Genomic DNA, 26,554 nt, shown 5'->3' on the forward strand with positions numbered 1-26,554 from the left:
GGGCGTTTCGGGTGCCGCACATCAAAAAAGGGCCGGCAAGGATGCCGGCCCCGGAGCGGTGCGGACAGGCAGATCGCCCTATGTGATCGACGCCTGGTGGATCTGGTCGATGTTGCGGCCCAGCGCGGCATCGAAATCGGGATCCGACATCTGCCTGCTCAGCCCTTCGGTCAAGGCCCGCGAAAACGACGCGATCATCTTGCCGTTCCGGGCCAGCAGGTCGCAGGCTTCCTGCGTGGAATACCCGCCCGACAGGGCCACGACGCGCATCACCTTGGGGTGGTCGGCGAGATCGTCGAACAGGTTGGCCACGCTCGGCAGGGTCAGTTTCAGCATCACCTCGACAGCATCGTCCAGCGCATCGAGATGTTTCAGGATCTCGGCCTTCATCATCACTTCGGCCTCGGCCTTGGTCGCGGAATGGATGTTGACCTCGGGTTCGATGATCGGCACCAGGCCGGCGGCCAGCACCTCGCGCGCCACGTCGAATTGCTGCGCCACGACCGCGGCGATGCCCTCGGCATTGGCCTCGTGGATGACCGAGCGTTCCTTGGTGCCGAAGATGCCCTGCCCCGCGGCCCTGGCCAGCGTGTCGGCGAGACCCGGCATCGGCTTCATCAGCTGAACGCCGTTGGCCTGGTCCTCGAGACCCTTGTCGATCTTGAGGAACGGCACGACGCCGCGTTCGCTCCAGACGTAATCGGGCACCTTGCGGCCGTCGATATCCTCGCCCAGCGTGCGTTCGAACAGGATCGCGCCGATCACCTTGGCCGCCGTGAAATCGGGCGACTTTATGATCCGGGCGCGCATCCGCTGGATCTCGGCAAACATCTCCTCCTCGGACCCGTAATCGGACGCGTCCACCCCGTAGAGCGCGAGCGCCTTGGGGGTCGAGCCGCCCGACTGGTCGAGCGCCGCGATGAAACCCGTCCCGCTGCGCATCCGTTCCCGCTGGTCTGCCTGTGCCATACCTAACCCTCGTTTCATGATTCACTGTCGGCGCCTGAATAGAACATGCCCCGGCGCGATGATAGCGTGTTAGCGACTGACAATCCGCAGCCAGATCCCGTCGCGGGCGCGGACGGTCAGATGCGCCACCGGCACCGGATCGCGGCCCTCGACCCGTTCGAACCGGAACCGGCGCAGGAAGCTCGACAGCAGCAGCGGTCCCTCGACCATGGCGAACCCGGCCCCGGTGCAGACGCGCGGCCCGGCGGAAAACGGAATGAACGCGTCGCGCATGCAGCGTTTGCCGTTTTCGGTCTGCCAGCGCGCCGGATCGAACCCGTCGGGATTGTCCCACAGCCGTTCATGCCGGTGCAGATGCCACGGGCTGAGCACCAGCTGCGCGCCCACCGGCACGTCGCGGTCGCGGAACCGTTCGGGACAGGTGGCGGTGCGCACCATCATCGGCACCGGCGGATAGAGCCGCAGCGCCTCGCGGAACACGTCGCGCGACAGTTTCAGCCGGGACATCACGGCAAAGCCGTCCTCCTCCTCCAGCGCCGCCGCCTCGTCGGCCACCCGGTCCTGCCAGTCGGGATAGAGCGCCATCAGGTAGAGCGTCCAGGCCAGGGCGGAGGCAGAGGTTTCATGCCCGGCGAGAAAGAAGATCGCCACCTGGTCGACCATCTCGGCGGTGTCGAAGGTTTCGCCGGTCTGCGGATCGGCGGTGGTCATGATCTTGGTGACCAGGTCGTCGGGTGCGGTCCCGGCCCGGATCGCGGCCCCGCGTTCGGCGGTCAGGGTCTCGATCAGCGCCCGGATGTCGCGCGCGGCCCGTTTCGTGCCGCGCCGGTGGAAACGGGGCGCCCAGGCCGGCAGCGGCAGGAACGCGGCCAGGTTCAGGATCGGCTGGTTGCGCTGGTAGTCGCGGAACCGGGCAAAGACCTGCGCCGCGACCTCGTGTTCGATCGGGATCGAGAACATCGTGCGAAAGATCACATCCGCCGCCGCGTGGCTGGTGATCTCCTCGATCTCGACCGCCCCGCCCGCCTGCGCCTGCAGCCGCGTCACCGCCGCCGCGGCCGCCGCCCGCATCGCCGGATAGGTTTCGCGCAGCCGCCCGCCTTCGAAAGCCGGGTCGATGATCCGCCGCTGGCGTTTCCAGGTCTCGCCATTGGTCAGGAACACCGAGTTCCCCAGCAACGGCCGCAGCCCTTCGCCGATGCGGCCCGATTTCGGAAAGTCATCGGGCCGGTCCTTCAGCACCGTCCTGACCAGATCGGGCTGGTTCAGCAGGAAGGACCGGAAGAACGGCGTGCGGAACTCGGCCATCCACGCGCGGTAGAGCCGCGCCGGCTGCGCCGACAGGATATCGTCGCGAAAGAGCCGCACATAGCGCCAGAGCGACACCTTGTCCGGGCGGGCGGGCGGTTTCGGCGGGATCGTCATGCGGCGCTGGTCGAGGTGTATTTCGACATCGCGGTGTCGATGCGCGATTTCGACGGCTGGCGGCCCGCATAGCGGTCGCCCAGCGTGAGCGGCCCGGCGGTGATGCGGAAATAGTCGTAGTCACCCGGCCGGTCGAAGGCGCAGAGATACTGGAAATGCAGGCGGAAGAACCGCCAGCGCAGCTCGGCCCAGCGTTGGTCCGACAGGGTCTGGGTAAAGGCCGCCGAAAAGACCAGCGGCCATTTCCGGCCCGCGGGTTCCACGCCGCTGACCGCGACCGGGTCGCACAGGGCAAAGGCACAGCCATCGCCCGGCGCCGACACATCGACCCAGGCCAGCGCGTCGCTGGAGGACAGGTGGGCCAGATCGGCCCGCAGCCGGTGGGCATCGGGCAGGAACGACACCATCGGCACCACCTGACCCAGCGTGAGCAACCCCAGCGCGGGGCCGTTCGCGGGAACCCGTCCCGCGCGGATCAGATCGGCGAGCACCGACACCGCCAGATGCGCCCCGGACGAATGGCCGACCACCAGAACCTCGTCCGCCCCGCTGGCCAGCGCCGCGGCGATCCGGTCCCCGAACTCGGCCAGCCGGGTTTCCAACTCGGGCGGGTTGGCGCCGCGCAGCCGGGCCGAATAGGCGTAGTCATGCATCAGGTAATAGGCGAACAGCCGGTTGTCGCGCGCCTTGAACCAGCGCATCAATGCCGCCAGCACGGCCAGCCCCGCCGCCAGCCCCGCCACGGTGGTCGCCGGATGCGTGCCGCCGAACCATGCCGCCGCCCCGATCACCGCCCGCGTGGCGATCCACCCGGCCAGCACCGCCACCGCCAGTTGCACCAGCAACATGCCCACCGGGTAGAGCGCCGCGATCACCGGCCCCTTGCGCATCCCCATCAGTCGCCATAGCGTGCCGGTCGAGATGTAGATCCATGCCGTGCGCGCCAGCATCCCGAAGGTCGCCGCGATACCGGCGGACATGCTGCCGCGAACCAGATCGGACCAGACCAGGACTTCGACCTCGGCCTCGACCGGCATGTCCTCGATCTGGGCGGCGACCCGCCAGCCGAACCCGTCAGCCGCGCCGATACCCGGTTTCAGCGCGATCTCGTATCCCGAGATTGCCGCCTGCGCCGCGGCTTCCTTGCGGTAGAGTTCACGATAACGCCGGGGCGGAAAGGGGTCGTAGCCGGGAATGTAGAACACCCGCCGCCCCCGAACCGTTCGCGTTCGCCGTTCCGGCCCGCCCGTATGCGTCGTTGCCTCGCTCATGCCGGGCCAGCCTAGTCACGCCGGGCCGCCGGGGCAAAGCGAAATGAACGGCAGGGTCAGCCCAATGTCGCCAGCGCCGGAAAGCTCTCGAGCAACCAGTAGGAAAAGGCGGAAAAGCCGCCGGTCAGCATCAGCAGCCCGATGGTCCACAGCAGCAGCCCCATGATGCGTTCGATACGCTCCATGTGTCGTTTCATCCAGGCCATGACGCCGCCCAGGCGCGGCAGGAACGCCGCGACCAGCAGGAACGGCACGCCCAGGCCCGCCGCATAGACCGCCAGCAGCATCGTGCCGCGCGCCACCGAGGCCTCGGACGCGGCCAGCGACAGGATCGCGCCCAGTTGCGGGCCGATACAGGGCGTCCAGCCAAAGGCAAAGGCGAGCCCCAGGACATAGGCGCCCAGCGCCGATCCGCCCCGGTCGCCCGCATCCAGCCGCGCCTCGCGATCCAGGATGCCGATCCGGTAGATGCCCAGGAAATGGGCGCCAAAGCCCATCACCAGCAGCCCCGCGACCGTGTTGAACCAGCCCTGGTAGTGCAGGAACACGGTGCCGATGGCCGAGGCGGTGAAGCCCAGAAACAGGAACACCGTCGACAGCCCCAGCACGAAGAACAGCGCCGGCAGGACCGCGCGGTTCGACGCCGCCCGGCCTTCGGACAGGTCCTGCACCGACACGCCGCTCATATAGGCCAGGTAGGGCGGCACGATGGGCAGCACGCAGGGTGACAGGAAACTGATGATCCCGGCGGCCAGCGCCACCGTCATCGCGGGTAGCAGCGCCGCGTCGATGATATCTATTCCGAACATGGTTCGCACATAGGCCATCGCGCGGCCAAGGTCACGGGACCAAAGGTCACAACACTGTGGACAGGCTGAAACAAGCGGCCTATCGCATGACCATGACCGAGATTTCCGACACGCTCGACGCCATCGGGCTGCTATGCCCCCTGCCCGTTCTCAAGGCCCGCAAGCGGCTCATGGCGCTGCCCGACGGTGCGGTGCTGGAGCTGCTGGCCGACGACCCGGCCGCGGTCATCGACGTGCCGCATTTCTGCGTCGAATCCGGTCATGTGCTGATCGGCCAGACCGACCGTGACGGGGTTTGCAGCTACCTGATCCGCAAGGGCGGGTAACAAAAGGGGCGGCACCTGCGCGCCGCCCCGTTCGATACGGTATTTTCCCGCGTCAGCGGCCCAGCGACCACCAGCCGCGCCGCTTGGGCCTGGCGGTTTCCTCCGGCTCGGGTTCGGCCACGGCAACCGCCGCTTCAACCTCGGGCTCGGCCTCGGTCACCGTCGGCTCTGCGGGGGGCGTGGCCGCCGCGACCTCGGGTTCGGGTTCGCTGACCGGCTCGGGAGCCGTGTCGGCCGTTTCGACCTCGGCCGCCGCCCCGCTGTCGGTCCCGTCCGGTTCGGGCGCATCCGCGACCGTCTCGGGCGCGGGGTCCGGCTGGACCTCGGCCTCGGGTTCCCCGGCGGCTTCCCCGGCATCGCTCTTCTTCTTGCGGCTGCGGGTCCGGCGTTTGGGCTTCGGTTTTTCCTCCGCTTCCGGCTCGGCTGCCACCTCTGCCTCGGGCGCGGGGTCGGCCGGGGCCTCTGCCGGGTCCGCAGCGGCCGCATCCCCTTCGGCGACCTCGGCATCTGCGGCGGCCGATTTGCGGCTGCGCGACCGCGACCGGCTGCGCTTGGGCTTGGGCGCGTCTTCGGCCTCGGGCGTGTCCTGCGCCTCGGCGGGAGCCTCGGCATCGTCCGAATCGACCGCCTCGCCCGCCGCATCCTGGTTGTCGTCGGCCGTATCCGCGTCCTCGCGGGTCTCGCCATTGCCGGATTTCCGGCGACGACGACGGCGGCGGCGGCGTTTCGGCCTGGCTTCGCCATCGGCGGTTTCTTCGGGCGCCTCCACCTCGTCAACCTCGGCATCGGCCTCGGCATCGACGTTGCTCATCAGCGTGGCATCCACCGACACCACCGGCGCGGTGGCCACCGGGACCGCGCGGGTCGCGGTCTTGAACTTCTCCAGAGAAAATTCGGGGCTGACCAGATGCACGTCGCCTTCGATCCGCACCGACAGGCCATAGCGCGATTCGATCTGCGCGATATGTTCGCGTTTCTGGTTCATCAGGTAATTGGCGATGGCGACGGGGCATTTCACCAGCACTTCGCGCGACCGTCGCCGGGTGCCCTCTTCCTCGATCTGGCGCAGGATCGACAGCGCCATCGAATCGTCGGACCGGATCAGCCCGGTGCCGTGGCAGGACGGGCAGGCCTGCGTCGTCGCCTCGAGCATGCCGGGGCGCAGCCGCTGGCGGCTCATCTCCATCAGGCCAAAGCCCGAGATCCGTCCGACCTGGATGCGAGCACGGTCGGATTTCAGCCGCTCCTTCATGCGCTTCTCGACGGCGGCGTTGTTCTTGCGCTCGTCCATGTCGATGAAGTCGATCACGATCAGACCGGCCAGGTCGCGCAGGCGCAGCTGGCGCGCGACCTCTTCGGCGGCTTCCAGGTTGGTCTTGAGCGCGGTTTCCTCGATCGAGCCTTCCTTGGTGGCCCGCCCCGAGTTCACGTCGATCGCCACCAGCGCCTCGGTCACGCCGATCACGATATAGCCGCCGGATTTCAGCTGCACCGTCGGGTTGAACATCGCGTTCAGGTAGCTTTCCACCTGGAACCGCGCAAAGAGCGGCAGCGCATCCTCATAGCGTTTCACGTTCTTGGCGTGAGACGGCATGATCATCTTCATGAAGTCCTTGGCCGACCGATAGCCGCGTTCGCCCTCGACCAATACCTCGTCGATGTCGCGGCTGTAGAGATCGCGGATCGACCGTTTGATCAGGTCGCCCTCTTCGTAGATCTTGGCCGGCGCGATGGATTTCAGCGTCAGTTCGCGGATCTGTTCCCACAGCCGCTGCAGATATTCATAATCCCGCTTGATCTCGGATTTCGTCCGCTTGGCCCCGGCGGTGCGAATGATCAGGCCCGCGCCCTGCGGCACGTCGATACCACCCGCGATTTCCTTGAGTTTCTTGCGGTCGGCGGCGTTGGTGATCTTGCGGCTGATGCCGCCGCCACGCGCGGTGTTGGGCATCAGAACGCAATAGCGGCCCGCGAGGCTGAGATAGGTGGTCAGCGCGGCGCCCTTGTTGCCGCGTTCTTCCTTGACGACCTGCACCAGCAGGATCTGGCGGACCTTGATGACCTCCTGGATCTTGTAGCGGCGCGACCGCGGCTTGCGCGGCGGGCGCAGATCCTCGGCATCGTCGTCCCGCGCGATGGATTCGATGTTCGCGTCCTTTTCGGCGGCGTCCGGATGCCCGGTATCCTTGCCGTCGCCGGCACCGTTTTCGGCCCCTTCCGCGGCATCGACAACGTCGCCCGCGCCCGGCTGTTCCGTGTCCGCGGCCTCATCGGGCTGGACATCGTCGGATTGGGCATCATCAGCCGGGGCATCCCCGGCTTTCGCCTCGGCGGTGTCATCGGTGGCGTCGGCGCCATCCTCTGCGGAGGCGGTCTCCGCCGCCTCATCGGACTGTCCGGCCTCGGCCGCAATCGTTCCTTCATCCGAGCCTTCAACCGTCGCGTCGGCGCCCTGGCCGAACCCGGCGACACCGGTTTCCTCGGCGCCGTCCTCGTCGGACAGGTCGATGGTTTCCATGCCGGTGATCTCGCGGGTTTCCACCGCGTCATCGGATTTGATCGCCGCCGCCTTGCTCCGCGACCGGCGCGACCGGGACGATTTCGGCTTGACCGCGTCTTCTTCGTCGCGCGCCTTCATAGCCTCGGCATAGGCGCGCTCTTCCTCCATCAGCGCCTCGCGGTCGGCGACGGGGATCTGGTAGTAATCCGGGTGGATTTCCGAGAATGCCAGAAACCCGTGCCGGTTGCCGCCGTAGTCGACGAACGCCGCCTGCAGCGACGGTTCGACCCGCGTTACCTTGGCGAGATAGATGTTGCCAGCGAGCTGGCGCTTGTTCTCGGATTCAAAATCGAACTCCTCGACCTTGTTTCCGTCCACCACCACGACGCGGGTTTCTTCCGCGTGAGTGGCGTCAATGAGCATTTTCTTTGCCATATATCCTTGGTGCACAACCGCAATCGCGCGGGCCCGGCCGAACCGGGCGGGCGTTGGCGGTTGGGGTTGCGTCTTGTCAGGGCGATGGGGGACGCCGCGCGGCAGGGTGTGGCCCTTCGGCCCCCTGGCTCGGTTGTCAATCCTGGCGCGCGCGTCATCGCGGTTCTTCTCCGACAGGCGCGGACCGGCATTTGCCGATGCGATCACCTGCCCGTCTCATTGCCCGCCCCGGATGGGGTCGGACGCTACACTGGCCCCGTGCGGGACCCAATCGGTCTGTTCAGTTCCGGCACAGGACCGGCCGGCAAGGTTCTGAAACAGCGAAACTCAAAACCGGGCAGCGCGTGAAATCCGGACCGCCCGTCCGGCCAACATAAGGTGACCGGCGCGGCATTGACAATGGCAATTCGTCATCGCGGATGCCACATTCCGCCATCCGGGACGGTCAAACCGTTCACGATGCCGGGATTTTCCGGGATCGTGAACGGGCCGGGAACGGTCCGGGACCGGCTCAGCTCAGGTAGTCCGAGCGTTGCAGGCCGTATTTGGCCATCTTTTCGTTCAGGGTCCGCCGTGGCAGGCAGAGCTCTTCCATCACGCTGGAAATCGACCCCTTGTGGCGGCGCATGGTGTTGTCGATCAACATGCGTTCGAAAGCCTCGACATATTCCTTCAGCGGCTTGCCCTCGGTGGTCATCACCGGCTGCATTTCCTCGTGATCCGACATCAGCAGCGATGCGATCGACCCCGACCCCCGGCGCGACTGCAGCACCGCGCGTTCGGCGATGTTGATCAGCTGGCGCACATTGCCCGGCCAGGGCGCCTGCAGCAGCTGCGCGGCCTCCTGCGCGGTGACCTGCGGCGTCTCGCAGCCGTATTCGTCCGAGAACTGTTCGCTGAAGCGCGTGAACAGGGTCAGGATGTCCTCGCCGCGCTGGCGCAGCGGCGGCACGGTGATCCGCAGCGCCGCGAGCCGGTAGAACAGGTCGGGGCGCAGCGCATCCTCGCAGGTGCGCCCGGCCTCCTGCAGGTTCGAGATGGCGATGATCCGGGTCTCTGCCGGCGTGCCCTGTTCGTTGATCTCGTGCAGCAGCCGGGCCTGCAACGTGTCCGACAACGCCTCGACATCCTCGAGCACCAGCGTGCCGCCGCGGGCCTCTTCCAGCGCGGGAAGGCGGCTGTCGTCGGGCAGCATGGGGCCGAACAGGCGCTTGGAGAGCGCGTCCTCTTCGAGCGCCGCGCAGGCGACCAGCACGAATTTCTTGCCCGCGCGGCTGCCGACCGCGTGCAGGGCATGGGCCACCAGCGTCTTGCCGGTGCCGGTTTCCCCGTCGATCAGCACATGCCCGTCGGCCTGACCCAGATCGAGAATGTCCTCGCGCAGCCGCTCCATCACCGGGCTCTGGCCGATCAGCTTCTTCATCAGCTGGTTGCCATCGCTGAGTTCGCGGCGCAGGGCGCGGTTGTCCATCACCAGCCGGCGCGCGTTGGCGGCCCGTTTGGCCAGTTCGGACATGCGTTCGGGGTTGAACGGTTTCTCGAGGAAATCGAACGCGCCGACGCGCATCGCCTCGACCGCCATCGGCACATCGCCGTGGCCGGTGATCATGATCACCGGCAGCGCCGAATCGCTGCCCATCAGCTTCTTGAGAAACTGCATCCCGTCCATGCCCGGCATCTTGATGTCGGAAATCACGATGCCCGGATAATCCGGCCCGAGCACCTTCAGCGCCTCCTCGGCGCTGGCAAAGGTTTCCGTGTCATATCCCGACAGGGCCAGCCACTGGCTGATCGACTGGCGCATGTCCTGTTCGTCATCGACGATCGCGATCTTCATCGCCTGAGCCATACCCAACTCCTTTTCCATGTCCCGGTCGTGCCGCCGGTCTTTCATTGCCGGCCCATCGGAGCCGGGCCTTGCCTATTCGGCCGCTTCGCTGCCCGTTTCCAGGATCGGCAATTGCATTTCGAAGACAGCGCCGCCATTTGCCCCGTTGCGGGCGGTGAGCCGCCCGCCCAGATCGCTGACGATCCCCGACGAGATCGCCAGACCCAGCCCCACGCCGTCGCCGGGTTGCTTGGTAGTGTAGAACGGTTCGAACAGAGATTCAAAATCCTCGACGCCATCGCCGTTGTCGCGCACGGTCAATGTCGCGGTTTCGCCCGCCGCAAGGATGATCTGAACCTCGGGATCGTCCACGGTCTTGGTGGCGTCCAGCGCGTTGCGCAGCAGGTTCACCATCACCTGTTCGATGCGCAGCCGGTCGCCCATCACCAGCACCGGGTCATCGGGCAGGATGCGGGTGATCTGCACCTGGCGGTGACGCAGCTGCGGCTCCATCATCGTCAGCGACGACGCCAGGGCTTCGCCCATGTCCACCGCCGACAGCGATTCGCTGCCCTTGCGGGCATAGGATTTGAGCTGCCGGGTGATCGCGCCCATCCGCTCGATCAGGTCGTCGATGCGCCCGAAGCTCGACAGCGCCTCGTCGGGACGGTTCCGGCGCAGCAACAGGCGGGCCCCGGCCAGATAGGTCTTCATCGCCGCCAGCGGCTGGTTCAGTTCGTGGCTGACCGCGGCCGACATTTCGCCCAGCGCCGCCAGTTTCGACGATTGCGCCAGCGACTGTTCGGTCACCGCCAGCGTTTCCTGCACCCGTTCGCGTTCCGAGATCTCGCGCTTGAGCCGCGCGTTCAGTTCGCGCAGTTCGGCGGATTCGCGCTGGAACAGCGCCATCCGCAACGCGGTCTTGCGGCCCAGCGCGTAAAAGGCCAGCGCCGCGAGGATGGCGAACCCCATGATTTCCATCGCCAGCACCGCGTTCACCTTTTCGCGCACGGAACTGTAGGTGGTGAAGGAAGTCATCCGCCAGCCGTGAAAGGGAATTCGGCTTTCCAGGCGCATCACCGCCTCGCCGCGCAGATAGGCCTCGGCCGGCAGCGTCGCCCAGTCGGCGGTGGCGCGGATGGCCCGGTCGATGGCGCCTTGCGGGGGTTCGCGCCTGATCGCCTCGGCCTCAGCCAGCCCGCGCCAGCGCGATTCCGTCGCCAGGATGATCGTGCCCTGGCTGTCGGTCACGAGAACCGCGTCGGACACCCCCGCCCAGGCGCGTTCGAATTTCTGCAGATCGACCTCGACCACGATCACGCCCAGCACATTGGACCCGTTTTCGATCCGTCGCGAATAGGTGAACCGGTAACCGCCCGCTTCGCGCGGGATCACCGAAAAGATGGTCGCATTCGAACGCAGGGCATCGACGAAATACGGCTCGGACCGGTGCTGCGCGCCCAGCCGGTTGCGGTCGGTCGCCGCCACCGTGCGCCCGTCCAGGTCCAGCAGCATCAGCGATTCCGCGCCGATTTCCTCGACAAAGGAAATCAGGCGCTGGGTCGAGCGGCTGAAATCCGAAGAATCCAGCGCCCCGATCAGCGTCGGGTCGCGGGCCAGCAGCTGCGGCACGATCGCGTTGCGGCGCAATTCGCTCAGGAGGTTGCCGCCATAGAGCGCAAGGCGCAGTTCGGCCCGGCTGCGCGTCGACGCGGTGAACCGGTCGGTCAGCAGATCATTGGTCACCCAGACCGTGACGATCGCCATCGACAGCACCGCCCCGACGGCCAGTCGGATCGACCAGCGCATCGGGCGGTTGCGGGGCCAGATCCGGCCCAGCGGCGAGGTCTTGTCTTTGGTTGACATGGCTACAGGCTATGCCCGTCCTCGCCCCGGCTCAAGTCACGCCGGTGCCAGCGCCGTCCCCAATGCGCGGAACATGGCCGTCCCGTCGGTGCCGCCATGGCGCGCGTCAGAGGCGCGTTCGGGATGCGGCATCATCCCCAGCACGCGCCGGTTGGCCGACAGGATGCCGGCGATGTCGCCGACCGAGCCGTTGGGATTGTCCGCATAGCTGAACGCGATCCGGTCCTCGCCCCGCAGGGCGGCGACCGTTTCATCATCCGCGAAATAATTGCCGTCATGGTGGGCGATGGGAATGTCGATCACCTGCCCGGCGGTGTAGCCCTCGGTATAGACGCTGGCGGCAGTTTCCACCCGGAGCCCCACGGTGCGGCAGATGTATTTCAGCCCCGCATTGCGCAGCAGCGCCCCCGGCAGCAGCCCGGTCTCGGTCAGCACCTGGAACCCGTTGCAGATGCCGACGGCATAGCCGCCACGCCCGGCATGGTCCGCCACCGCGCGGCAGATCGGCGATTGCGCCGCGATGGCGCCGCAGCGCAGGTAGTCGCCATAGGAAAACCCGCCCGGAATACCGACGATATCCACCCCTTGCGGCAGCGCGGTGTCCTTGTGCCAGACCATCGACACATCGAACCCGGCCTCGCGAAATGCCACCGCGAGGTCGCGGTCGCAATTGGATCCCGGAAAGACGATGACAGCGGCTTTCATGGTCGCTCTCCCTGGCGGGTGCTCTGCGTGGTCGCGGCCGACATAGCCATGGAACCGGCCCTGATCAATCCCGGAAAACGCGCGCCTGGCACTTCAGGCGGCACTTCGGGCGGAAAATCGGGCACTATCCCGGACCGATCCGCCGGCGGTCTCAGCCGAGTTCGATCGAATAGGATTCGATCACCGTGTTGGCGAGCAGCTTTTCGCACATGTCCCGCACCTGCGCCTCGGTCGTGCCCTCGGCGAGGTCGAGGTCGATCACCTTGCCCTGCCGCACCCGTTCGACACCGTCGAACCCCAGCGCGCCCAGCGCATGGCGCACCGCCGCGCCCTGCGGGTCGAGCACCCCGTTCTTCAGCATCACATGCACCCGTGCCTTCATCGTCCGTCCCCGGCTATGTGGCGGAACCGCACCCGGCTCCGCGTTGTCTCGAATATCCCCGCGACCCGTCGGCGCGTGTCAGTTGATCAGCGTCGGCTTGGTCACCGGTGCCGATTTCGGCATCACGCCCAGCCGCCGGGCAACCTCGGAATAGGCATCGGACAGGTTGCCCAGATCGCGGCGGAACACGTCCTTGTCCAGCTTGCGGCCGGTTTCGATATCCCACAGCCGGCAGCTGTCGGGGCTGATTTCATCGGCCACGACCAGCCGCTGGAAATCGCCCTCATAGACACGGCCGACCTCGATCTTGAAATCGACCAGCCGGATACCGACACCCAGCATCAGGCCGGACATGAAATCGTTGACCCGCAGCGCCAGCGAAAGAATGTCGTCCATGTCCTGCTGGCTGGCCCATCCGAATGCGGCGATATGTTCCTCGGTCACCAGCGGGTCGCCCAGCGCATCGTCCTTGTAGCAATATTCGACGATCGGGCGCGGCAGTTGCGTGCCTTCCTCGATCCCCAGTCGCTTGGACAGCGACCCGGCGGCATAGTTGCGCACGATCACCTCCAGCGGGATGATCTCGCAGGCGCGCACCAGCTGTTCGCGCATGTTCAGCCGTTTCAGGAAATGGGTCGGCACGCCCACGGCGTTGAGCCCGGACATGAAATATTCGGACAGGCGGTTGTTCAGGACCCCCTTGCCGTCGATCACGTCCTTCTTCTCGGCGTTGAAGGCGGTGGCGTCGTCCTTGAAATACTGCACGATGGTGCCCGGCTCGGGACCTTCATAGAGTATCTTCGCCTTGCCTTCGTAGATTTTCTTGCGACGCGCCATGTCGGGCCTTTCGGGAAAGCGGACGGGGCAACGGTCCCGTCTCGTTGGCGCCCTCTTAGTGCAAGGACCACGATGTCGCAAGCGCTCCCCCTTGCGAAGTCGCGCCGGTGGCGGCATATCTCTGTCAACACCAGCATTGCCCGATGGAGCATGACCCATGACCACTTTCGACGACCGCGAACACGCATTCGAGTCCAAGTTCGCCCATGACGAGGAAATGCAGTTCAAGGCGCTCGTGCGCCGGAACAAGCTGGTCGGTCTGTGGGCCGCCGGCCTGATGGGCAAGAACGGCGACGAGGCCCAGGCCTATGCGAAATCGCTGGCCGTGGCCGAGGTCAACGACGTCAAGCATGACGAACTGGTCCGCCGGATCACCGCCGATCTCGAAGGCCATGTGACCTCGGACGCGATCCGCGCCAAGATGGTCGAGCTGCTGCCCGAAGCCAAGGCGCAGATCATGGCCGAGGCGGACTGAGCGGCCGATTGAGCGGCGGACTGCTCCGCGGCTCATCATCGTCTTGAAAAATTCGCAATTGTCTCGGCGCCCGGTCCATGACAGACGGGGGCGTTGACCTTTGCGCCATTTGCCGTTGCCGACAGGACCGTTTCATGACCGATGCCGTTACCGCCTTTCTCGAAACCCATGACGTGCTGCTCGCCGATGGCGCGACCGGGACGAACCTGTTCAACATGGGGCTGCAATCGGGCGATGCGCCGGAGTTGTGGAACACCGACGAACCGGCCAAGATCACCGCGCTCTACCGTGGCGCGGTCGATGCGGGCAGCGACCTGTTCCTGACCAACACCTTCGGCGGCAACGCGTCGCGGCTGAAACTGCATGACGCGCAGCGCCGGGTCGGCGAACTGAACCGCGTCGGGGCCGAGCTTGGCCGCGAGGTGGCCGACACCACCGACCGGACCATCATCGTTGCCGGATCGGTCGGCCCCACGGGCGACATCATGGAGCCGGTCGGCACCCTGTCCCATTCGCTGGCGGTCGAGATGTTCCATGAACAGGCCGAGGCCCTGAAAGAGGGCGGCGCGGATGTGTTGTGGCTGGAAACCATCAGCGCACCGGAAGAATACCGCGCCGCCGCCGAAGCCTTTGCCCTGGCCGGCATGCCTTGGTGCGGCACGATGAGCTTTGACACCGCGGGACGCACGATGATGGGCGTCACCTCGGCCGCCCTCGCCGAGATGGTCGAGGACCTGCCCACCCCGCCGGTCGGGTTCGGCGCCAATTGCGGCACGGGCGCGGCCGACCTGCTGCGCACGGTGCTGGGGTTTGCCGCGCAGGGAACCGAACGGCCGATCATCGCCAAGGGCAACGCGGGCATCCCGAAATATGTGGACGGGCACATCCATTACGATGGCACGCCCGCGCTGATGGCCGATTACGCGGCCATGGCCCGCGATTGCGGCGCCCGGATCATCGGCGGCTGCTGCGGCACGATGCCGGACCATCTCGCGATGATGCGCGAAGCGCTCGACACGCGCCCGCGCGGCGACCGGCCCACGCTGGACCAGATCACCGCCGCCCTCGGTGCGTTTTCCTCGATCAATGACGGCACCGGAGACGAGGCCGCACAGCCCCGCGCCCGCCGCGGGCGGCGCCGGGGCTAATCCGGGAAAGCCGTCAGCCCGGTTTCCGCGCCACCAGGTCGATCAGGGCCGAGCGCCCCTTGTGACCCGACCCTTCCGATACCTCGGTATCGTAATCCGCCAGCCGCAGGATCTCCCAGTCCGGGAACGCGGCGCGCAGCAGGTCGCCGGTATACATCTGTTCGGCGCAGGGCGGCCCGCCGGTGCCATACTCCACCTGGCGCGGCGCGTAGCCGTGCAGGAGCAACAGGCCACCGGGCCGGACCGCCTGCCCGATCCAGCCGAACAGCCGCGCGCGCAGGTCCGGACCGGCAAACTGGATGAACACGCCAACCACCGCGTCGAAGCCCGTCGACCAGTCCCAGTCCTCGATCCCGGCCTCGCGGAACTCCACCGAAACGCCACGGGCCTGAGCGAGCATCCGCGCCTTGTCCAGCGCCACGGACGACGCGTCGAAGGCGGTCACCCGGTGGCCCTGCCCGGCGAGGAAAACCGAATTGCGCCCTTCGCCATCTGCCACGCACAGCACCCGCGACCCCGGCGCCAGCCACCGGGATTGGCGTTGCAGAAAGACCGCCGGTTCGGTGCCGAACAGGTAGCCCTCGGCGCGGTATCGTGCATCCCAGTCGACCATGCGCCCAGATTATCCGCGATCAGAACAGCGTCAACTGATCGCCGGCACGGGCGGGCGGCCTGAACAGGTCATCGCGCAGGGGCAGCGTCGGCGCATCCAGCCCGAACCGCCGCACCGCCGCCCGGAAACGTCGCGCCACCATGTCCGCATACGGCCCCTGCCCGCGCATCCGGTGACCCCAGCGGGCATCGTAATCCTTGCCGCCATGCATCTCGCGAAGCCGTGCCATCACCTTGGCGGCGCGGCCCGGTTCGTGCTCGGCCAGCCAGTCCTGCCACAGCGGCGACACCTCGCGCGGCAGGCGCAGCATGATCCAGCTTGCCGCGTCGGCCCCGGCGCGGGCGCCGGCCTCGATGATCGCCTCAAGCTCGTGATCGGTCAGCCCCGGCACCACCGGCGACACCATCAGCCGGACCGGCACGCCCGCCCGTGTCAGCGCCCGGATCGCCGCCAGCCTGCGGGCGGGCGACGGTGCGCGCGGTTCCATACGGCGCGCCAGCGCCGCGTCCAGGGTGGTGACCGAGATCCCCACCCGCGCCAGCCCGCGCCCGGCCATGCCGGAGAGGATGTCGAGGTCGCGCTCGACCAGCACACCCTTGGTCACGATGGCCACCGGATGGCTGAAATCCGCCAGAACCCGCAGGCACCGGCGCGTGATCTTCAGGTCGCGGTCGATCGGCTGGTAGGGGTCGGTGTTGGTGCCCATCGCAATCGGCGCGACGCGGTAGGTCTTGGCCCGCAGCTCGCGCTCCAACACCTCGGGCGCCCGTGGTCGCGCCACCAGCCGGGTTTCGAAATCCAGCCCCGGTGAAAGCCCCAGATACGCATGTGTCGGGCGCACGAAACAGTAGATGCAGCCATGTTCGCAGCCGCGATAGGGACTGATCGACCGGTCGAACGGCAGGTCCGGCGACCGGTTCCAACTGATCACGCTGCGCGGGGTTTCATAGCTCACCCGGGTGGGAAAGGCCGGCCTGTCTTCGGGGATGTCCCAGCCGTCCGCGACCTCTTCCCGGCCGAGATCGTAGCGCCCGGCGGCGTTGCTCGTCGCCCCGCGCCCGCGGCGCCGCGATTCTTCGATCCCCTTGCGTGTCTGCATGGGGTCAGAATGGAACATTTGGGGAACATTTGCAATTCGCCCATGATCTTCCTGCAAATTTCTCATTACTATTCCCGCCGCAGGTCGCCTATAGGTCGGTTGTTGCATTGCCAATGTCGCATTTACCGCAGTCCGACGGCGACCTTCCGGCAAGAAAGAAAAGCAGAGCGCCACCGGGGCATCCGCCCCTGCCATGTGAGGAATGAGTGCCCATGTCCGAAGTTGATGACATCATCCTGTCGGAACTGAACGACGAGGAACTGGTCGAACAGATGTTCGACGACCTGTATGACGGGCTCAAGGACGAGATCGAGGAAGGAGTGCAGATCCTGCTCGACCGCAAATGGGCGCCCTACAAGGTCCTGACCGAGGCGCTGGTCGGCGGCATGACCATCGTCGGCAATGACTTCCGCGACGGCATCCTGTTCGTCCCCGAGGTGCTGCTGGCCGCCAACGCGATGAAGGGCGGCATGGCGATCCTGAAACCGCTGCTGGCGGAAACCGGCGCGCCGCGCGTGGGCAAGATGGTGATCGGCACCGTCAAGGGCGACATCCACGACATCGGCAAGAACCTCGTGTCGATGATGATGGAAGGCGCCGGTTTCGAGGTGGTCGACCTGGGCATCAACAACCCGGTCGAAAACTATCTCGAGGCACTCGAACGCGAACAGGCCGATATCCTGGGCATGTCGGCGCTGCTGACCACCACCATGCCCTACATGAAGGTGGTGATCGACACGCTGGTGGAACAGGGGCTGCGCGAGGATTACATCGTGCTGGTGGGCGGCGCGCCGCTGAACGAGGAGTTCGGCAAGGCGATCGGGGCCGATGCCTATTGCCGCGACGCCGCCGTGGCGGTGGAAACCGCCAAGGAATTCGTGGGCCGCAAACACAACCAGCTCAGCGCCTGAGGCCCGGCTCACCCAAGCGCGCTGTCGCCCGTCACGGACCGCGGTCGCCCCCTCGGTCCGGACCAACACCGGTGCAGCCATGACCACGCCCGACGATCGCACCCTGACCGAAACCGGCCTGTCCCCGACCGGGGCCGGCCGCATCCTGCTGATCGCCTGCGGGGCGCTGGCCCGCGAGATCCTCGACCTCAAGGCGGCCAATGGCTGGACCCATATCGATCTGACCTGCCTGCCTGCCAAGCTTCACCTCTATCCCGACCGGATCACCGAGGAGGTGCGCAAGGCGGTCGCCCGGCATCGCGACCGCTATGAGCGCATTTTCGTGGTCTATGCCGATTGCGGCACCGGCGGATTGCTGCAGGCCGCCTGCGACGAGATGGGCGTCGAGATGGTCGCGGGGCCGCATTGCTACAGCTTTTTCGAGGGCAACGACATCTTTGCCGCGCGTGACGAATTCACCGCGCTCTACCTGACCGATTTCCTGGTGCGCCAGTTCGACGCCTTCATCTGGAAGCCGATGGGGCTGGACCGGCACCCCGAGCTGCGCGACATGCTGTTCGGCAATTACGACCGCCTGGTCTATCAGGCGCAAACCGACGACCCGGCGCTGACCGAAAAGGCACGCATCTGCGCCGAACGGCTCGGGCTGGCCTTCGAACGGCGGCTGACCGGCTATGGCGATCTGGAAACGACGCTGCGGGGCTGGGCGGGGCGGTCTGGCGGCTGACGGGCTGGCGGCTGACGGGCTGGCGGCTGACGGGCCGGCTCAGGCCTGTTCGGCGGCGACCGAGCCGATACGTTCGATCATCGCGCGCAGACCATTGGAGCGTTGCGACGACAGGTGGTCGTTCAGGCCCAGCCGCGCCATTTCGGAACGGGCATCCACGCGCGCCACCTCTGCGACCGGCAGGCCGTTGAACAGCGCGCGCAGCACCGCGATCAACCCGCGCACGATCATCGCATCGCTGTCACCCTCGAAACTGAACACACCGCTTTCGATCCGGGGATGCAGCCAGACCTGGCTGGCGCAGCCATCGACCTTGGTCGCGGGCACTTTCAGCGCATCGTCGAGCGGCGCCATCGCCCGGCCCTGTTCGATCACATAGCGATACCGGTCTTCCCAGTCCTCGAGAAACTCGAAATCCTCGACAATCGCTTCGAAGGCGGCGCTGGCCATATCTGCATACTCCGTCCGGTGCCCTTCACCTAGGTCCCGCGCGCGGGGCTGTCCAGACCCGGCTTGCGGGTTTTCATCCGCGTCGCGATCGGTTACGCCAAGGACAGGCAAGTTGCAGGCACGAAACACGATGCGGAAACCTCTGACCTTCCTTCTGGTGGCAAGCACCCTGTTGTCCGGCTGTGGCGGCTGGCGCGATTCGGGATGGAACCCGTCCAACTGGTTTGGCCGGGGCCGTTCGGTTTCGGTCGATGCCCCGCCCGAGGCCGTGAACCCGCTGATCCCCGAGGGCCGGCGGGGGATATTCCAGCGCCCCGAAAAGGAAGACCGGTCCGAGTTGATCGCGGCGGTCAGGGAATTGCGGATCGAACGCGACCCGAACGGCGCGATCGTCTATGCCACCGGCCTCGCCTCCCGCAACGGCGCCTATGCGGCGCGGCTGCGGCTGGAAACCGAAGACCTGCCGCCCGAGGACGGGGTGATCACATTCACCTTCCGCGTGACCTATCCCAGCGACCCGACGCCGACCGGCACCGAACGCACCCGCACCATCGTCGAGGCGCATTCGCTGAGCACGCAGGAATTGCAGGGGGTCAAGGCGATCCGCGTCATCGCGGCGCAGAACGCGCTGGAATCGCGGCGGCGCTGATCGCGGCCGGGGCCGCGTGCCAGCCGCCTGTCACCGGATCACAGTTCGACCACCTGCACGGTTTCGCCCTTGGCGGCCAGCGCCAGCCGGCCCTCGCACAGCCGCAGCGCATCAGCGCCGAACAGTTCGTGCCGCCAGCCGCTGAGCGCATCCACATCCCGCTGACCGGCGGCGATCGCGTCCAGATCGGCCGATGATGCAATCAGCCGCGGGGCCACGCCGGTGGATTCGGTCTTGGCCTTCAGCAGCACCCGCAGCAGGTCGGCCAGCGCCGGGTTGACCTGCAGCTTGTCCCGTGACCGGTCGGGCCTGGGCAACCGGTCGGACGGGCAGTCGATCCCGCGGCGGACCGCGTCCAGGATGCCCTCGGCGATCGCGCCCTTGCGCGCCTCGCGCAGCAACAGCCGCGACGCACCCAGATCCTGCGGCGATTGCGGCTTGGTCGATGCCAGTTCGATCAGCGCGTCATCCTTGAACACCCGGTTGCGCGGCACGTTGCGGTCCTGCGCATAGGCTTCGCGGAACCCGGCCAGTTCGCGCACGACGGCGAGGAATTTCGGCGAGTTGCTGCGTGTCTTGACCCGTTTCCAGGCATCCTCGGGATGGATGTCATAGGTCGCCGGATCGGTCAGCACCTGCAATTCCTCGGCCACCCAATGGGCGCGGCCGGTCCGGTCCAGCTCGGCGCTGAGATATTCGTAGATCTTGCGCAGATGGGTCACGTCGGCCAGCGCATAGGTCTGCTGCGCCTTGCTCAGCGGGCGGCGCGACCAGTCGGTGAACCGGGATGTCTTGTCCAGCCCCTGCCGCGCGATCTTGCGCACGAGGGTTTCATACCCCACCTGGTCGCCGAAACCGCAGACCATCGCCGCCACCTGGGTGTCGAACAGCGGCTGCGGGAACACCTGCGCATCGACCCAGAAGATCTCGAGATCCTGCCGCGCGGCGTGGAACACCTTGACCACCGTTTCGTCGCGGAACAGCTCGTGCAACGGGTCCAGCGAGATGCCATCCGCCAGCGGATCGACAAGCACCGCGTTGTCGTTGCCTTCGCCGGGCATGGCCAGCTGCACCAGGCAGAGTTTCGAATAATAGCTGCGTTCGCGAAGAAACTCGGTGTCGACGGTAACGTAATCATGGGCCCGCGCGGCATCGCAAAACGCGCGCAGCTCCCGTGTGGTCGTCAGGGTTTTCATCGACGTGGTCTTGCCCTTGTTCTTTGGCGTTCTTCTGCGACGTATATCTGCGGCGACCGCCCGCCCCGGCATTCCCGGTTCGGGCCAGCCCGCACAGGGTTACAGGCATCGCACGTCCATTGCAAATCCGCCGGTCAGGGCAGCCAGACCGGGCGGCGGTCGCCTGCCGCAAAGCGCCGCAGCACCGCCGGGTAGAGGCGGTGTTCCTGTTCCAGCACCCGCGCGGCCAGCGCCGCCGGGTTGTCTCCGGGCAGGACCGGCACCCGCGCCTGGCCTAGGACGGGGCCGTCATCCAGCGCGGCGGTGACCTCGTGAACGGTGCAGCCATGTTCGCCGTCCCCGGCCTCGAGCGCGCGGGCATGGGTGTTCAGGCCGCGGTATTTCGGCAGCAGCGACGGGTGGATGTTCAGCATCCGGCCCTGCCAGCGGTTGACGAAATCCGGCGTCAGCACCCGCATGAACCCGGCCAGGCAGATGATGTCGGGGGCCGCCGCCTCGAGCGGTTCCATCAGCGCCGCCTCGAACGCGGCGCGATCGCCCGCATGGGGCCGGTGATCGACCGAGGCCACCGCGATGCCGCGGGCGCGGGCCTTGTCCAGCCCGCCGGCGTCGGGGTCATTGGCCAGCACCAGGCAGGGACGTGCCGGGTGATCGCCAGCCATGCTGTCGGCCAGCGCCACCATGTTCGACCCGCCGCCCGAAATCAGGATCGCGACCCGCTTGTGGCTCACCGCAGCGTTCCCGCATAGGCAACGCCCGCGCCCGGCACCACCGTTCCGATACGCGACACGGTTTCACCCGTCGCGCCGAGCAGCCCCGCCAGATCGTCGGCACGGGCCGGATCGACCGCCAGCACCATGCCGATGCCGCAGTTGAAGGTCTTGAGCATCTCGCCCTGCGCAATCGCGCCGGTATCGGCCATCCAGCCAAAGACCGGCGGCAGCGCCCAGGCATCGAGATCGATCTGCGCGCCCAGCCCCTCGGGCAGCACCCGCGGCAGGTTCTCGGTCAGCCCGCCCCCGGTGATATGGGCCAGCGCATGAACCCCGCCCGCCCGGATCGCCTCGAGCACCGGTTTCACATAGAGCCGTGTCGGCGCCAGCAGCGCCTCGCCCAGGGTGCCGTCGCCGAACGGGCTGGCCGCATCCCAGCCCAGCCCGGCCATCTCGACCAGCCGGCGCACCAGCGAATAGCCGTTGGAATGCACGCCGCTGCTGGCCAGTCCCAGCAGCACGTCGCCCTCGGCGACACCGGCAGGCAGCGCCGTGCCGCGCTCCATCGCGCCCACTGCGAACCCGGCCAGGTCGAAATCGCCCGGCGGATACATGCCCGGCATCTCGGCCGTCTCGCCGCCGATCAGCGCGCATCCCGATCCCTCGCACCCTGCGGCGATCCCCTCGATGATCCGCGCCGCCGCCTCGGTTTCGAGCTTGCCGGTAGCAAAATAGTCGAGAAAGAACAGCGGTTCGGCACCCTGGCACACGAGATCGTTGACGCACATGGCGACCAGGTCGATGCCGACCCCGTCCACGTTGCCGGTGTCGATGGCGATCCGCAGCTTGGTTCCGACCCCGTCGGTGGCCGCGACCAGAACCGGGTCGGTATATCCGGCGGCCTTCAGGTCAAAGAGCGCGCCGAAGCCGCCCAGCCCGCTCACCACGCCGGGACGGCCGGTGCGTTTGGCGGCCGGTTTGATCCGGTCCACCAGTTCATTGCCCGCGTCGATATCAACGCCCGCTTCGGCATAGGTGATGCCGTTCCTGCCTGTCGTCATCGGCCGATCCTTTCCGCTGGTTGGGCGCGGGTTAGTCGATTGCGCCCGCGCATGCAACGGGCAGGCTTGACGCGGACGGGCACCGTGATACCCAAGGCCGGTGGCGGGCCTGTAGCTCAATTGGTTAGAGCAGAGCGCTCATAACGCTTTGGTTGGGGGTTCGAGTCCCTCCGGGCCTACCATAACTTCAAAAACATCAATGAAATCAAACACAAACCGCCACACGAAGCCGGATTTTCGGCTATGGGAATTCAATGGGTTACAGGCAAACTGTCACACGATTATCGAGTGCAGGCTGACGTGGCTTTTGGATCGACTTGCAGCAAGAAGTTCGATCCGTCTTTCCAGACTCAAACGTTCTCGCTACGTTCTTCGCTATGCCCGCCGGACGACCATCAGGAAACAAATACCGCAACCAGCTCCTTCGGGACGCTGCTGCGCTCGGCATGTTGATCACCGTCAAATGCCCCGGCTGCCGGCGACGGGTAAACTATTGGGCCGCGGATCTCGTCCAGGTGCTGGGGCCGGAACACCAGCTGCATGAGCCGCCGTTTCCCTGTTCGCGATGCAGGACGCGTGAGGTCGATGTCAGCTGGTCGATCCCGTCACCGCGGGATCTGCAGGGATTGACGGTTCGGCGCCCGGTTCGGCAGGTTGTGAAATGGATCTGGCGCGACGAGCGTCTTGAACTCTGGCAGAAGGACAGCGGCTGATATGTGCAACCTCTACAGCTCGACCACCGCCAGCGAGGCGATGCGGCAGATGTTCGCCGTGCGCCCGGAACTCGATCAGCTCGGCAATGCCGAACCTCTGCCGGCGATCTGGCCAAAGTATCCGGGCCATGTTGTCCGCCTGACTGAGGACGGCGAGCGCGAGCTGACGACGCTGTCATGGGGCTTTCGGACCACGAACAAGAGCAAGAAGACCGGCAAGATCCTGCAGCCGGCGGCCTGGAACAACGCCCGAGACGACAAGGTGGCATCGTCGGGCCTGTGGAAGCACAGCTTTCAGCACCGGCGCTGCCTGATCCCGGCCACATCGTTCTGCGAAGCGAAGGGCCGGTCACCTGCGACCTATTTCTGGTTCGCCCTAAAGGGCGATGAGGCCCGGCCGCCGTTCGCTTTCGCCGGCATGTGGCAGTTGTCCCGATTCGAAGCACCGGACGGACCGGACGAATGCGCGACCTACACGATGATCACCACGACGGCCAACGACCTGGTGCGGCCGATCCACCCGACCCGCATGCCGGTGATCCTGCGCCCCGACGACTACGACCGCTGGCTGGACGGTTCGCCCGGCGACGCGCTGGATCTGCTGCGCCCTTATCCGGCCGACGAGATGCGGATCGTGCAGCGGGGTGAGGATGCGAAGTCAGATCCGTCGTGAATCAACTGAGAATTTCGGAGAAGAGGAAATACATGATGTTCGTGAGATTAGGCGAATGGATCAGTTACGCGCTCCTGGTGCTTGGCATCCTCAGACTTGGACTCGGCATCTTCCTTGCCACAACGGCCGCTGACAGTAGCGCGGCGGCGCGTAGCTACCTCGCCACCCAGAACCCAGGCGAGGCAATAGACAAGGGGGCGCTGATGATCTTCATTGCTGTGGTACTAGGTGTTCTGGTCGAGATCGCGAAGGCGGTTCGAGCGCAGTCGGCGCTGAACAAATGAGCGACGGTCGGTTCCTGTTGAGAAACGATGGTTGTGCAACGACGTTGGGCAGATGCGCAGATCAAGCAGCAGCGGCAAGTGTGAAATATGGGGCCGCACACGATCTGGTAGTGATCAAAAAGTGAACGCCTAGACTTTGATTGGAAACTCAGCTAAGGAAAAACCGTGCAGGTGGTGAAGACCTGCACGGTTAAAGCAACCCGCCGTTGGCTGGCGGTGATTTTACGAATTCGTATGGCCCTTTTAGCGCTATGTGAATCGCCAAGTCAAGTCAGTCAACGGCTCCTATCAAGAAGGAGCCAAACATGGCTTTGAATATCACCTGGCGCGGTACGAGCGGGCAATCGTATACCTTCGAAACCCACCCCATCGGGACGCAGTTCAACCCAGTATCAGGGGTCTACATCTTCTGTAGGCAAGTTGCTTCGGGGAACTGGGAAGCTCTCTACGTTGGTGAAACCCATTCCCTCGAACAAAGACTGAATACTGGGATAGGATCTCACGATGGCTATGCGCGGGCCCGTCATCTTGGCATGACCCATATCGCTGCGCTTATCGTAACTGGCCACGCCGAGCGCTTGCGCATTGAAACTGATCTTCGGCACGGGCTGAATCCTTCTGCAAATGCCCAGAATGCACTGGGAGGGTTTCGCTAATGGCCCAGCTCCATGCCGCTCTCGTTAGAGAGCAAAATGTCACTTTCGCGGTGGCGATTATGAAGGACCATGTTCTTAACAGCCCTTCTACTGCTGATCAGCAGATACGAGCCGTAGCCGTGGCACTTGGGTGCCCTCTGGTGGTCTTGATGGGCGAGAGAAATCGCAAACTGCGAGGCAATCGGAAAGATGTTGTGGACTTTGTATCTCGCATCGATCCCGCTCGACTCCCGTGGAAAAAGTACAATGTTTGATGATGGTTTGATTCAATAGATCGAGCGCGTCCAGTAGGATCTCTCTGCACTGGGCGCGTTCAGCTTCATCCAAGGGAACTTGAACAAGGTCGTCGACCCCGGTCCATAGAACGAGACCCTCGGAGTTCTCTATTTTCAGTTCCATTCCATCGGCCCTTTTTTATCAACCTACAACAAACGCCACTTACCCTTACGATTGATGAACACGCCTTGCGCTAGAACGGTCGTTCGAGCAACGACATCCCTGAAACGCACAATCGAACGGTTGCACCAACAGACATACCTCGCAAGAATCGCAGGAACCACCCTGCCACGGTGATCGGAACGATTATGATTAGCAGACCATCTGGCAACGCTACAACCTGCTCACGCCGGATCGCTATCCGGCTCCTCCGCGATGGTCTCGAAGCTCTCCCCGGAACCAATCATGCAGGTCAGCCCATTCGGCAGGGTCTTGATGATCGTCCACGTTCCGGTCTCGCGCGAGGCAAACAGTTCCATCAGAGACCCGGAACCGTCCAGGCCGATGCTTTGCCGGGTCTCGCCGTAGTTCCGAGCCAGGTTCATCAACATGCGCTCACGGATCTCGCAGGACGTGCTCTGCGCAGCCGCAGGCATGGCCGTTGACGCTGCCAAGGTGGCGGCGGACAGCAATACCAACCTGCGCCGGCTCATGATCCACACGCCGCGTAGGCGCCATTGTTCGTGGCGATGATTTCGGCCGCATCACGATCGGTCGCCACCAGTTCCCGCGCCGCGGACTCTGTCAACTGCACCGGCAGATACACCTCGCAGAAATCGCCGGGGCGGCTACAGCCTGCGATCGCGACCAGTGAGGCGGCGCACAAGATCTTCGTCGTTTTCATCAGAGATCTCCCTTCTGATCTGCTCACGATTTCGGATCGCCCTGCCCGTCCGTCTGGCCCGCTTTCGTGCCTCGCGGCCGCTGCGCCAGACCGACCCGGCAATGAACGCCACCAGCGCCGTGACGACGATAGCGGCGATGGTGGTGGTCAGGCCGGTCATCCGATCACCTGCATGTTCTGCCAGGCGATGAACGTGGTTGCGGCCGTGATAGCCCAGATCCATTGCGGGGTGCGGCTGTTCAGGATCAGACAGGCGGCGCCACCCGCGACAGCGAGCTTCAGCAGGATCCACAGATCGCCCAGGCTCATTGCCCAGTCGAGGATCGGGTTCGCCTCGCGCGTTCCGGCATGTTTCAGCGCCTCGATCGTGGTCAGCACGTCCGCGAGCTGCGCCAGGGCGAAGGCGATGACGGCAACCAGCAGCCCCCGGTTCATCGCCGTGCCCTCGGGTCCACGGTGTAGGGCCGGGACGCGCCGCCCCTCTGCTGCATCACCAGTGCCGTGCAGGCGGCGGCAACCAGCGGCGCGGCCTCGACCGCCACATGCGCCCATTCGTCGCCGGCCAGCGCGCTGACAACCGTGCGCAGCGCGGTCGGATCGATGGTGGACAGCGACGACAGGATCGCGATCAGGCCGGCCCAGAAGGACCGGGTCCAGGCAAAGAAAATCGGTGCGTTCATAGTGCAGTCTCCCAAAGAAAAAGACCCCGGAGG

At 65.8% G+C, this 26,554-nt stretch carries 30 protein-coding genes and 1 tRNA gene; 11 read left to right on the forward strand and 20 right to left on the reverse strand.

What is annotated here, in order from left to right; translation table 11 throughout:
- Positions 1 to 78: 78 nt before the first annotated feature.
- The 4 genes from C6Y53_RS01830 to C6Y53_RS01845 all read right to left on the reverse strand — a co-directional run bounded on the left by C6Y53_RS01830 (position 79) and on the right by C6Y53_RS01845 (position 4,474).
- Positions 79 to 969, reverse strand: coding sequence for a fructose bisphosphate aldolase (locus tag C6Y53_RS01830; RefSeq protein ID WP_106470876.1), 891 nt, complete (start codon positions 967 to 969; stop codon positions 79 to 81).
- 69 nt (positions 970 to 1,038) lie between these two features.
- Entirely contained in the window at positions 1,039 to 2,394 is a 1,356-nt protein-coding gene (locus C6Y53_RS01835; protein ID WP_106470877.1) for a cytochrome P450, read from the reverse strand.
- On the reverse strand, positions 2,391 to 3,665 hold the full coding sequence (locus tag C6Y53_RS01840) for a hypothetical protein (RefSeq protein WP_106470878.1): 1,275 nt from the start codon (positions 3,663 to 3,665) through the stop codon (positions 2,391 to 2,393). Before C6Y53_RS01840 ends, C6Y53_RS01835 begins: the two co-directional genes overlap by 4 nt.
- 56 nt (positions 3,666 to 3,721) lie before the next feature.
- Positions 3,722 to 4,474 (reverse strand): cytochrome c biogenesis CcdA family protein, encoded by a 753-nt coding sequence (locus C6Y53_RS01845; protein WP_106473905.1) that lies wholly within the window; start codon positions 4,472 to 4,474, stop codon positions 3,722 to 3,724.
- Positions 4,475 to 4,566: 92 nt separating this feature from the next.
- Here C6Y53_RS01845 and C6Y53_RS01850 point away from each other — a divergent pair, with 92 nt between their 5' ends.
- Positions 4,567 to 4,800 (forward strand): sulfurtransferase TusA family protein, encoded by a 234-nt coding sequence (locus C6Y53_RS01850; RefSeq protein ID WP_106473906.1) that lies wholly within the window; start codon positions 4,567 to 4,569, stop codon positions 4,798 to 4,800.
- A gap of 52 nt (positions 4,801 to 4,852) precedes the next feature.
- Here C6Y53_RS01850 and C6Y53_RS01855 read toward each other — a convergent pair whose 3' ends face one another.
- The 6 genes from C6Y53_RS01855 to purC all read right to left on the reverse strand — a co-directional run bounded on the left by C6Y53_RS01855 (position 4,853) and on the right by purC (position 13,353).
- Positions 4,853 to 7,735 carry an Rne/Rng family ribonuclease gene (locus tag C6Y53_RS01855; RefSeq protein ID WP_106470879.1) on the reverse strand — a complete coding sequence of 961 codons (2,883 nt, stop codon included), beginning with the start codon at positions 7,733 to 7,735 and terminating at the stop codon, positions 4,853 to 4,855.
- Positions 7,736 to 8,246: 511 nt separating this feature from the next.
- Entirely contained in the window at positions 8,247 to 9,584 is a 1,338-nt protein-coding gene (locus tag C6Y53_RS01860) for a sigma-54-dependent transcriptional regulator (protein ID WP_106473907.1), read from the reverse strand.
- A 72-nt stretch (positions 9,585 to 9,656) separates the two neighbouring features.
- Positions 9,657 to 11,372, reverse strand: a complete 1,716-nt coding sequence (locus tag C6Y53_RS01865; protein WP_425300354.1) for a sensor histidine kinase — start codon at positions 11,370 to 11,372, stop codon at positions 9,657 to 9,659.
- A gap of 93 nt (positions 11,373 to 11,465) precedes the next feature.
- Complete coding sequence (gene purQ, locus C6Y53_RS01870) at positions 11,466 to 12,134, reverse strand: phosphoribosylformylglycinamidine synthase subunit PurQ (RefSeq protein WP_106470881.1); 669 nt, start codon at positions 12,132 to 12,134, stop codon at positions 11,466 to 11,468.
- A gap of 151 nt (positions 12,135 to 12,285) precedes the next feature.
- Positions 12,286 to 12,516: a phosphoribosylformylglycinamidine synthase subunit PurS gene (gene purS, locus C6Y53_RS01875; protein WP_106470882.1), complete on the reverse strand. Its 231-nt coding sequence runs from the start codon at positions 12,514 to 12,516 to the stop codon at positions 12,286 to 12,288.
- Positions 12,517 to 12,594: 78 nt separating this feature from the next.
- The gene (gene purC / locus C6Y53_RS01880) at positions 12,595 to 13,353 is read right to left on the reverse strand and encodes a phosphoribosylaminoimidazolesuccinocarboxamide synthase (RefSeq protein ID WP_106470883.1); all 759 of its coding nucleotides are present in this window, start codon (positions 13,351 to 13,353) and stop codon (positions 12,595 to 12,597) included.
- 157 nt (positions 13,354 to 13,510) lie between these two features.
- Between purC and C6Y53_RS01885 the strand changes: the two genes are divergently transcribed.
- Together C6Y53_RS01885 and bmt are read left to right on the forward strand one after the other, a co-directional pair.
- Positions 13,511 to 13,828, forward strand: a complete 318-nt coding sequence (locus tag C6Y53_RS01885; RefSeq protein ID WP_106470884.1) for a DUF1476 domain-containing protein — start codon at positions 13,511 to 13,513, stop codon at positions 13,826 to 13,828.
- A gap of 134 nt (positions 13,829 to 13,962) precedes the next feature.
- Complete coding sequence (gene bmt, locus C6Y53_RS01890; protein ID WP_106470885.1) at positions 13,963 to 14,976, forward strand: betaine--homocysteine S-methyltransferase; 1,014 nt, start codon at positions 13,963 to 13,965, stop codon at positions 14,974 to 14,976.
- A gap of 13 nt (positions 14,977 to 14,989) precedes the next feature.
- On the opposite strand, the gene C6Y53_RS01895 is transcribed toward bmt, so the two are convergent.
- Positions 14,990 to 15,589, reverse strand: a complete 600-nt coding sequence (locus tag C6Y53_RS01895) for an SAM-dependent methyltransferase (protein ID WP_106470886.1) — start codon at positions 15,587 to 15,589, stop codon at positions 14,990 to 14,992.
- Between the two features lie 19 nt (positions 15,590 to 15,608).
- Complete coding sequence (locus tag C6Y53_RS01900) at positions 15,609 to 16,706, reverse strand: PA0069 family radical SAM protein (protein WP_244614923.1); 1,098 nt, start codon at positions 16,704 to 16,706, stop codon at positions 15,609 to 15,611.
- A 194-nt stretch (positions 16,707 to 16,900) separates the two neighbouring features.
- On the opposite strand from C6Y53_RS01900, the gene C6Y53_RS01905 reads away from it, so the two are divergent.
- Positions 16,901 to 17,599 (forward strand): corrinoid protein, encoded by a 699-nt coding sequence (locus C6Y53_RS01905; RefSeq protein ID WP_106470887.1) that lies wholly within the window; start codon positions 16,901 to 16,903, stop codon positions 17,597 to 17,599.
- Positions 17,600 to 17,678: 79 nt separating this feature from the next.
- Positions 17,679 to 18,326, forward strand: coding sequence for a DUF1638 domain-containing protein (locus C6Y53_RS01910; RefSeq protein ID WP_106470888.1), 648 nt, complete (start codon positions 17,679 to 17,681; stop codon positions 18,324 to 18,326).
- 39 nt (positions 18,327 to 18,365) lie between these two features.
- On the opposite strand, the gene C6Y53_RS01915 is transcribed toward C6Y53_RS01910, so the two are convergent.
- Positions 18,366 to 18,776 (reverse strand): SufE family protein, encoded by a 411-nt coding sequence (locus C6Y53_RS01915; protein WP_106470889.1) that lies wholly within the window; start codon positions 18,774 to 18,776, stop codon positions 18,366 to 18,368.
- A gap of 130 nt (positions 18,777 to 18,906) precedes the next feature.
- Between C6Y53_RS01915 and C6Y53_RS01920 the strand changes: the two genes are divergently transcribed.
- The gene (locus tag C6Y53_RS01920) at positions 18,907 to 19,425 is read left to right on the forward strand and encodes a hypothetical protein (RefSeq protein WP_106470890.1); all 519 of its coding nucleotides are present in this window, start codon (positions 18,907 to 18,909) and stop codon (positions 19,423 to 19,425) included.
- Positions 19,426 to 19,463: 38 nt separating this feature from the next.
- Here C6Y53_RS01920 and rnd read toward each other — a convergent pair whose 3' ends face one another.
- The 3 genes from rnd to purM all read right to left on the reverse strand — a co-directional run bounded on the left by rnd (position 19,464) and on the right by purM (position 22,395).
- On the reverse strand, positions 19,464 to 20,621 hold the full coding sequence (rnd, locus tag C6Y53_RS01925) for a ribonuclease D (protein ID WP_106470891.1): 1,158 nt from the start codon (positions 20,619 to 20,621) through the stop codon (positions 19,464 to 19,466).
- 134 nt (positions 20,622 to 20,755) lie between these two features.
- The gene (gene purN / locus C6Y53_RS01930) at positions 20,756 to 21,352 is read right to left on the reverse strand and encodes a phosphoribosylglycinamide formyltransferase (protein WP_106470892.1); all 597 of its coding nucleotides are present in this window, start codon (positions 21,350 to 21,352) and stop codon (positions 20,756 to 20,758) included.
- Positions 21,349 to 22,395 carry a phosphoribosylformylglycinamidine cyclo-ligase gene (gene purM, locus C6Y53_RS01935; RefSeq protein ID WP_106470893.1) on the reverse strand — a complete coding sequence of 349 codons (1,047 nt, stop codon included), beginning with the start codon at positions 22,393 to 22,395 and terminating at the stop codon, positions 21,349 to 21,351. The genes purN and purM overlap by 4 nt, the downstream gene beginning before the upstream one ends.
- Positions 22,396 to 22,500: 105 nt before the next feature.
- Here purM and C6Y53_RS01940 point away from each other — a divergent pair.
- The 5 genes from C6Y53_RS01940 (at position 22,501) to C6Y53_RS01960 (ending at position 24,721) form a co-directional block, all read left to right on the forward strand.
- Positions 22,501 to 22,577: transfer RNA gene (locus C6Y53_RS01940), tRNA-Ile, on the forward strand.
- 264 nt (positions 22,578 to 22,841) lie between these two features.
- Positions 22,842 to 23,108 (forward strand): hypothetical protein, encoded by a 267-nt coding sequence (locus tag C6Y53_RS01945; protein WP_106470894.1) that lies wholly within the window; start codon positions 22,842 to 22,844, stop codon positions 23,106 to 23,108.
- Between the two features lies 1 nt (position 23,109).
- Positions 23,110 to 23,781, forward strand: a complete 672-nt coding sequence (locus tag C6Y53_RS01950; protein ID WP_106470895.1) for an SOS response-associated peptidase — start codon at positions 23,110 to 23,112, stop codon at positions 23,779 to 23,781.
- Between the two features lie 32 nt (positions 23,782 to 23,813).
- A complete protein-coding gene (locus C6Y53_RS01955; protein WP_106470896.1) occupies positions 23,814 to 24,065 on the forward strand; it encodes a hypothetical protein in 252 nt (83 codons plus the stop codon).
- A gap of 305 nt (positions 24,066 to 24,370) precedes the next feature.
- Entirely contained in the window at positions 24,371 to 24,721 is a 351-nt protein-coding gene (locus tag C6Y53_RS01960) for a hypothetical protein (RefSeq protein ID WP_149615433.1), read from the forward strand.
- Positions 24,722 to 25,341: 620 nt separating this feature from the next.
- On the opposite strand, the gene C6Y53_RS01965 is transcribed toward C6Y53_RS01960, so the two are convergent.
- The 4 genes from C6Y53_RS01965 to C6Y53_RS01985 form a co-directional block, all read right to left on the reverse strand.
- Positions 25,342 to 25,650 carry a hypothetical protein gene (locus tag C6Y53_RS01965; RefSeq protein WP_106470897.1) on the reverse strand — a complete coding sequence of 103 codons (309 nt, stop codon included), beginning with the start codon at positions 25,648 to 25,650 and terminating at the stop codon, positions 25,342 to 25,344.
- A gap of 135 nt (positions 25,651 to 25,785) precedes the next feature.
- Positions 25,786 to 26,001 carry a hypothetical protein gene (locus tag C6Y53_RS01975; protein ID WP_149615434.1) on the reverse strand — a complete coding sequence of 72 codons (216 nt, stop codon included), beginning with the start codon at positions 25,999 to 26,001 and terminating at the stop codon, positions 25,786 to 25,788.
- On the reverse strand, positions 25,998 to 26,276 hold the full coding sequence (locus C6Y53_RS01980; RefSeq protein WP_106470899.1) for a DUF5658 family protein: 279 nt from the start codon (positions 26,274 to 26,276) through the stop codon (positions 25,998 to 26,000). The genes C6Y53_RS01975 and C6Y53_RS01980 overlap by 4 nt, the downstream gene beginning before the upstream one ends.
- Positions 26,273 to 26,521: a hypothetical protein gene (locus tag C6Y53_RS01985; protein ID WP_106470900.1), complete on the reverse strand. Its 249-nt coding sequence runs from the start codon at positions 26,519 to 26,521 to the stop codon at positions 26,273 to 26,275. Before C6Y53_RS01985 ends, C6Y53_RS01980 begins: the two co-directional genes overlap by 4 nt.
- Positions 26,522 to 26,554 lie beyond the last annotated feature (33 nt).

The sequence above is a fragment of the Pukyongiella litopenaei genome (genome assembly GCF_003008555.2).
GTDB classification, from domain to species: Bacteria; Pseudomonadota; Alphaproteobacteria; order Rhodobacterales; family Rhodobacteraceae; genus Pukyongiella; species Pukyongiella litopenaei.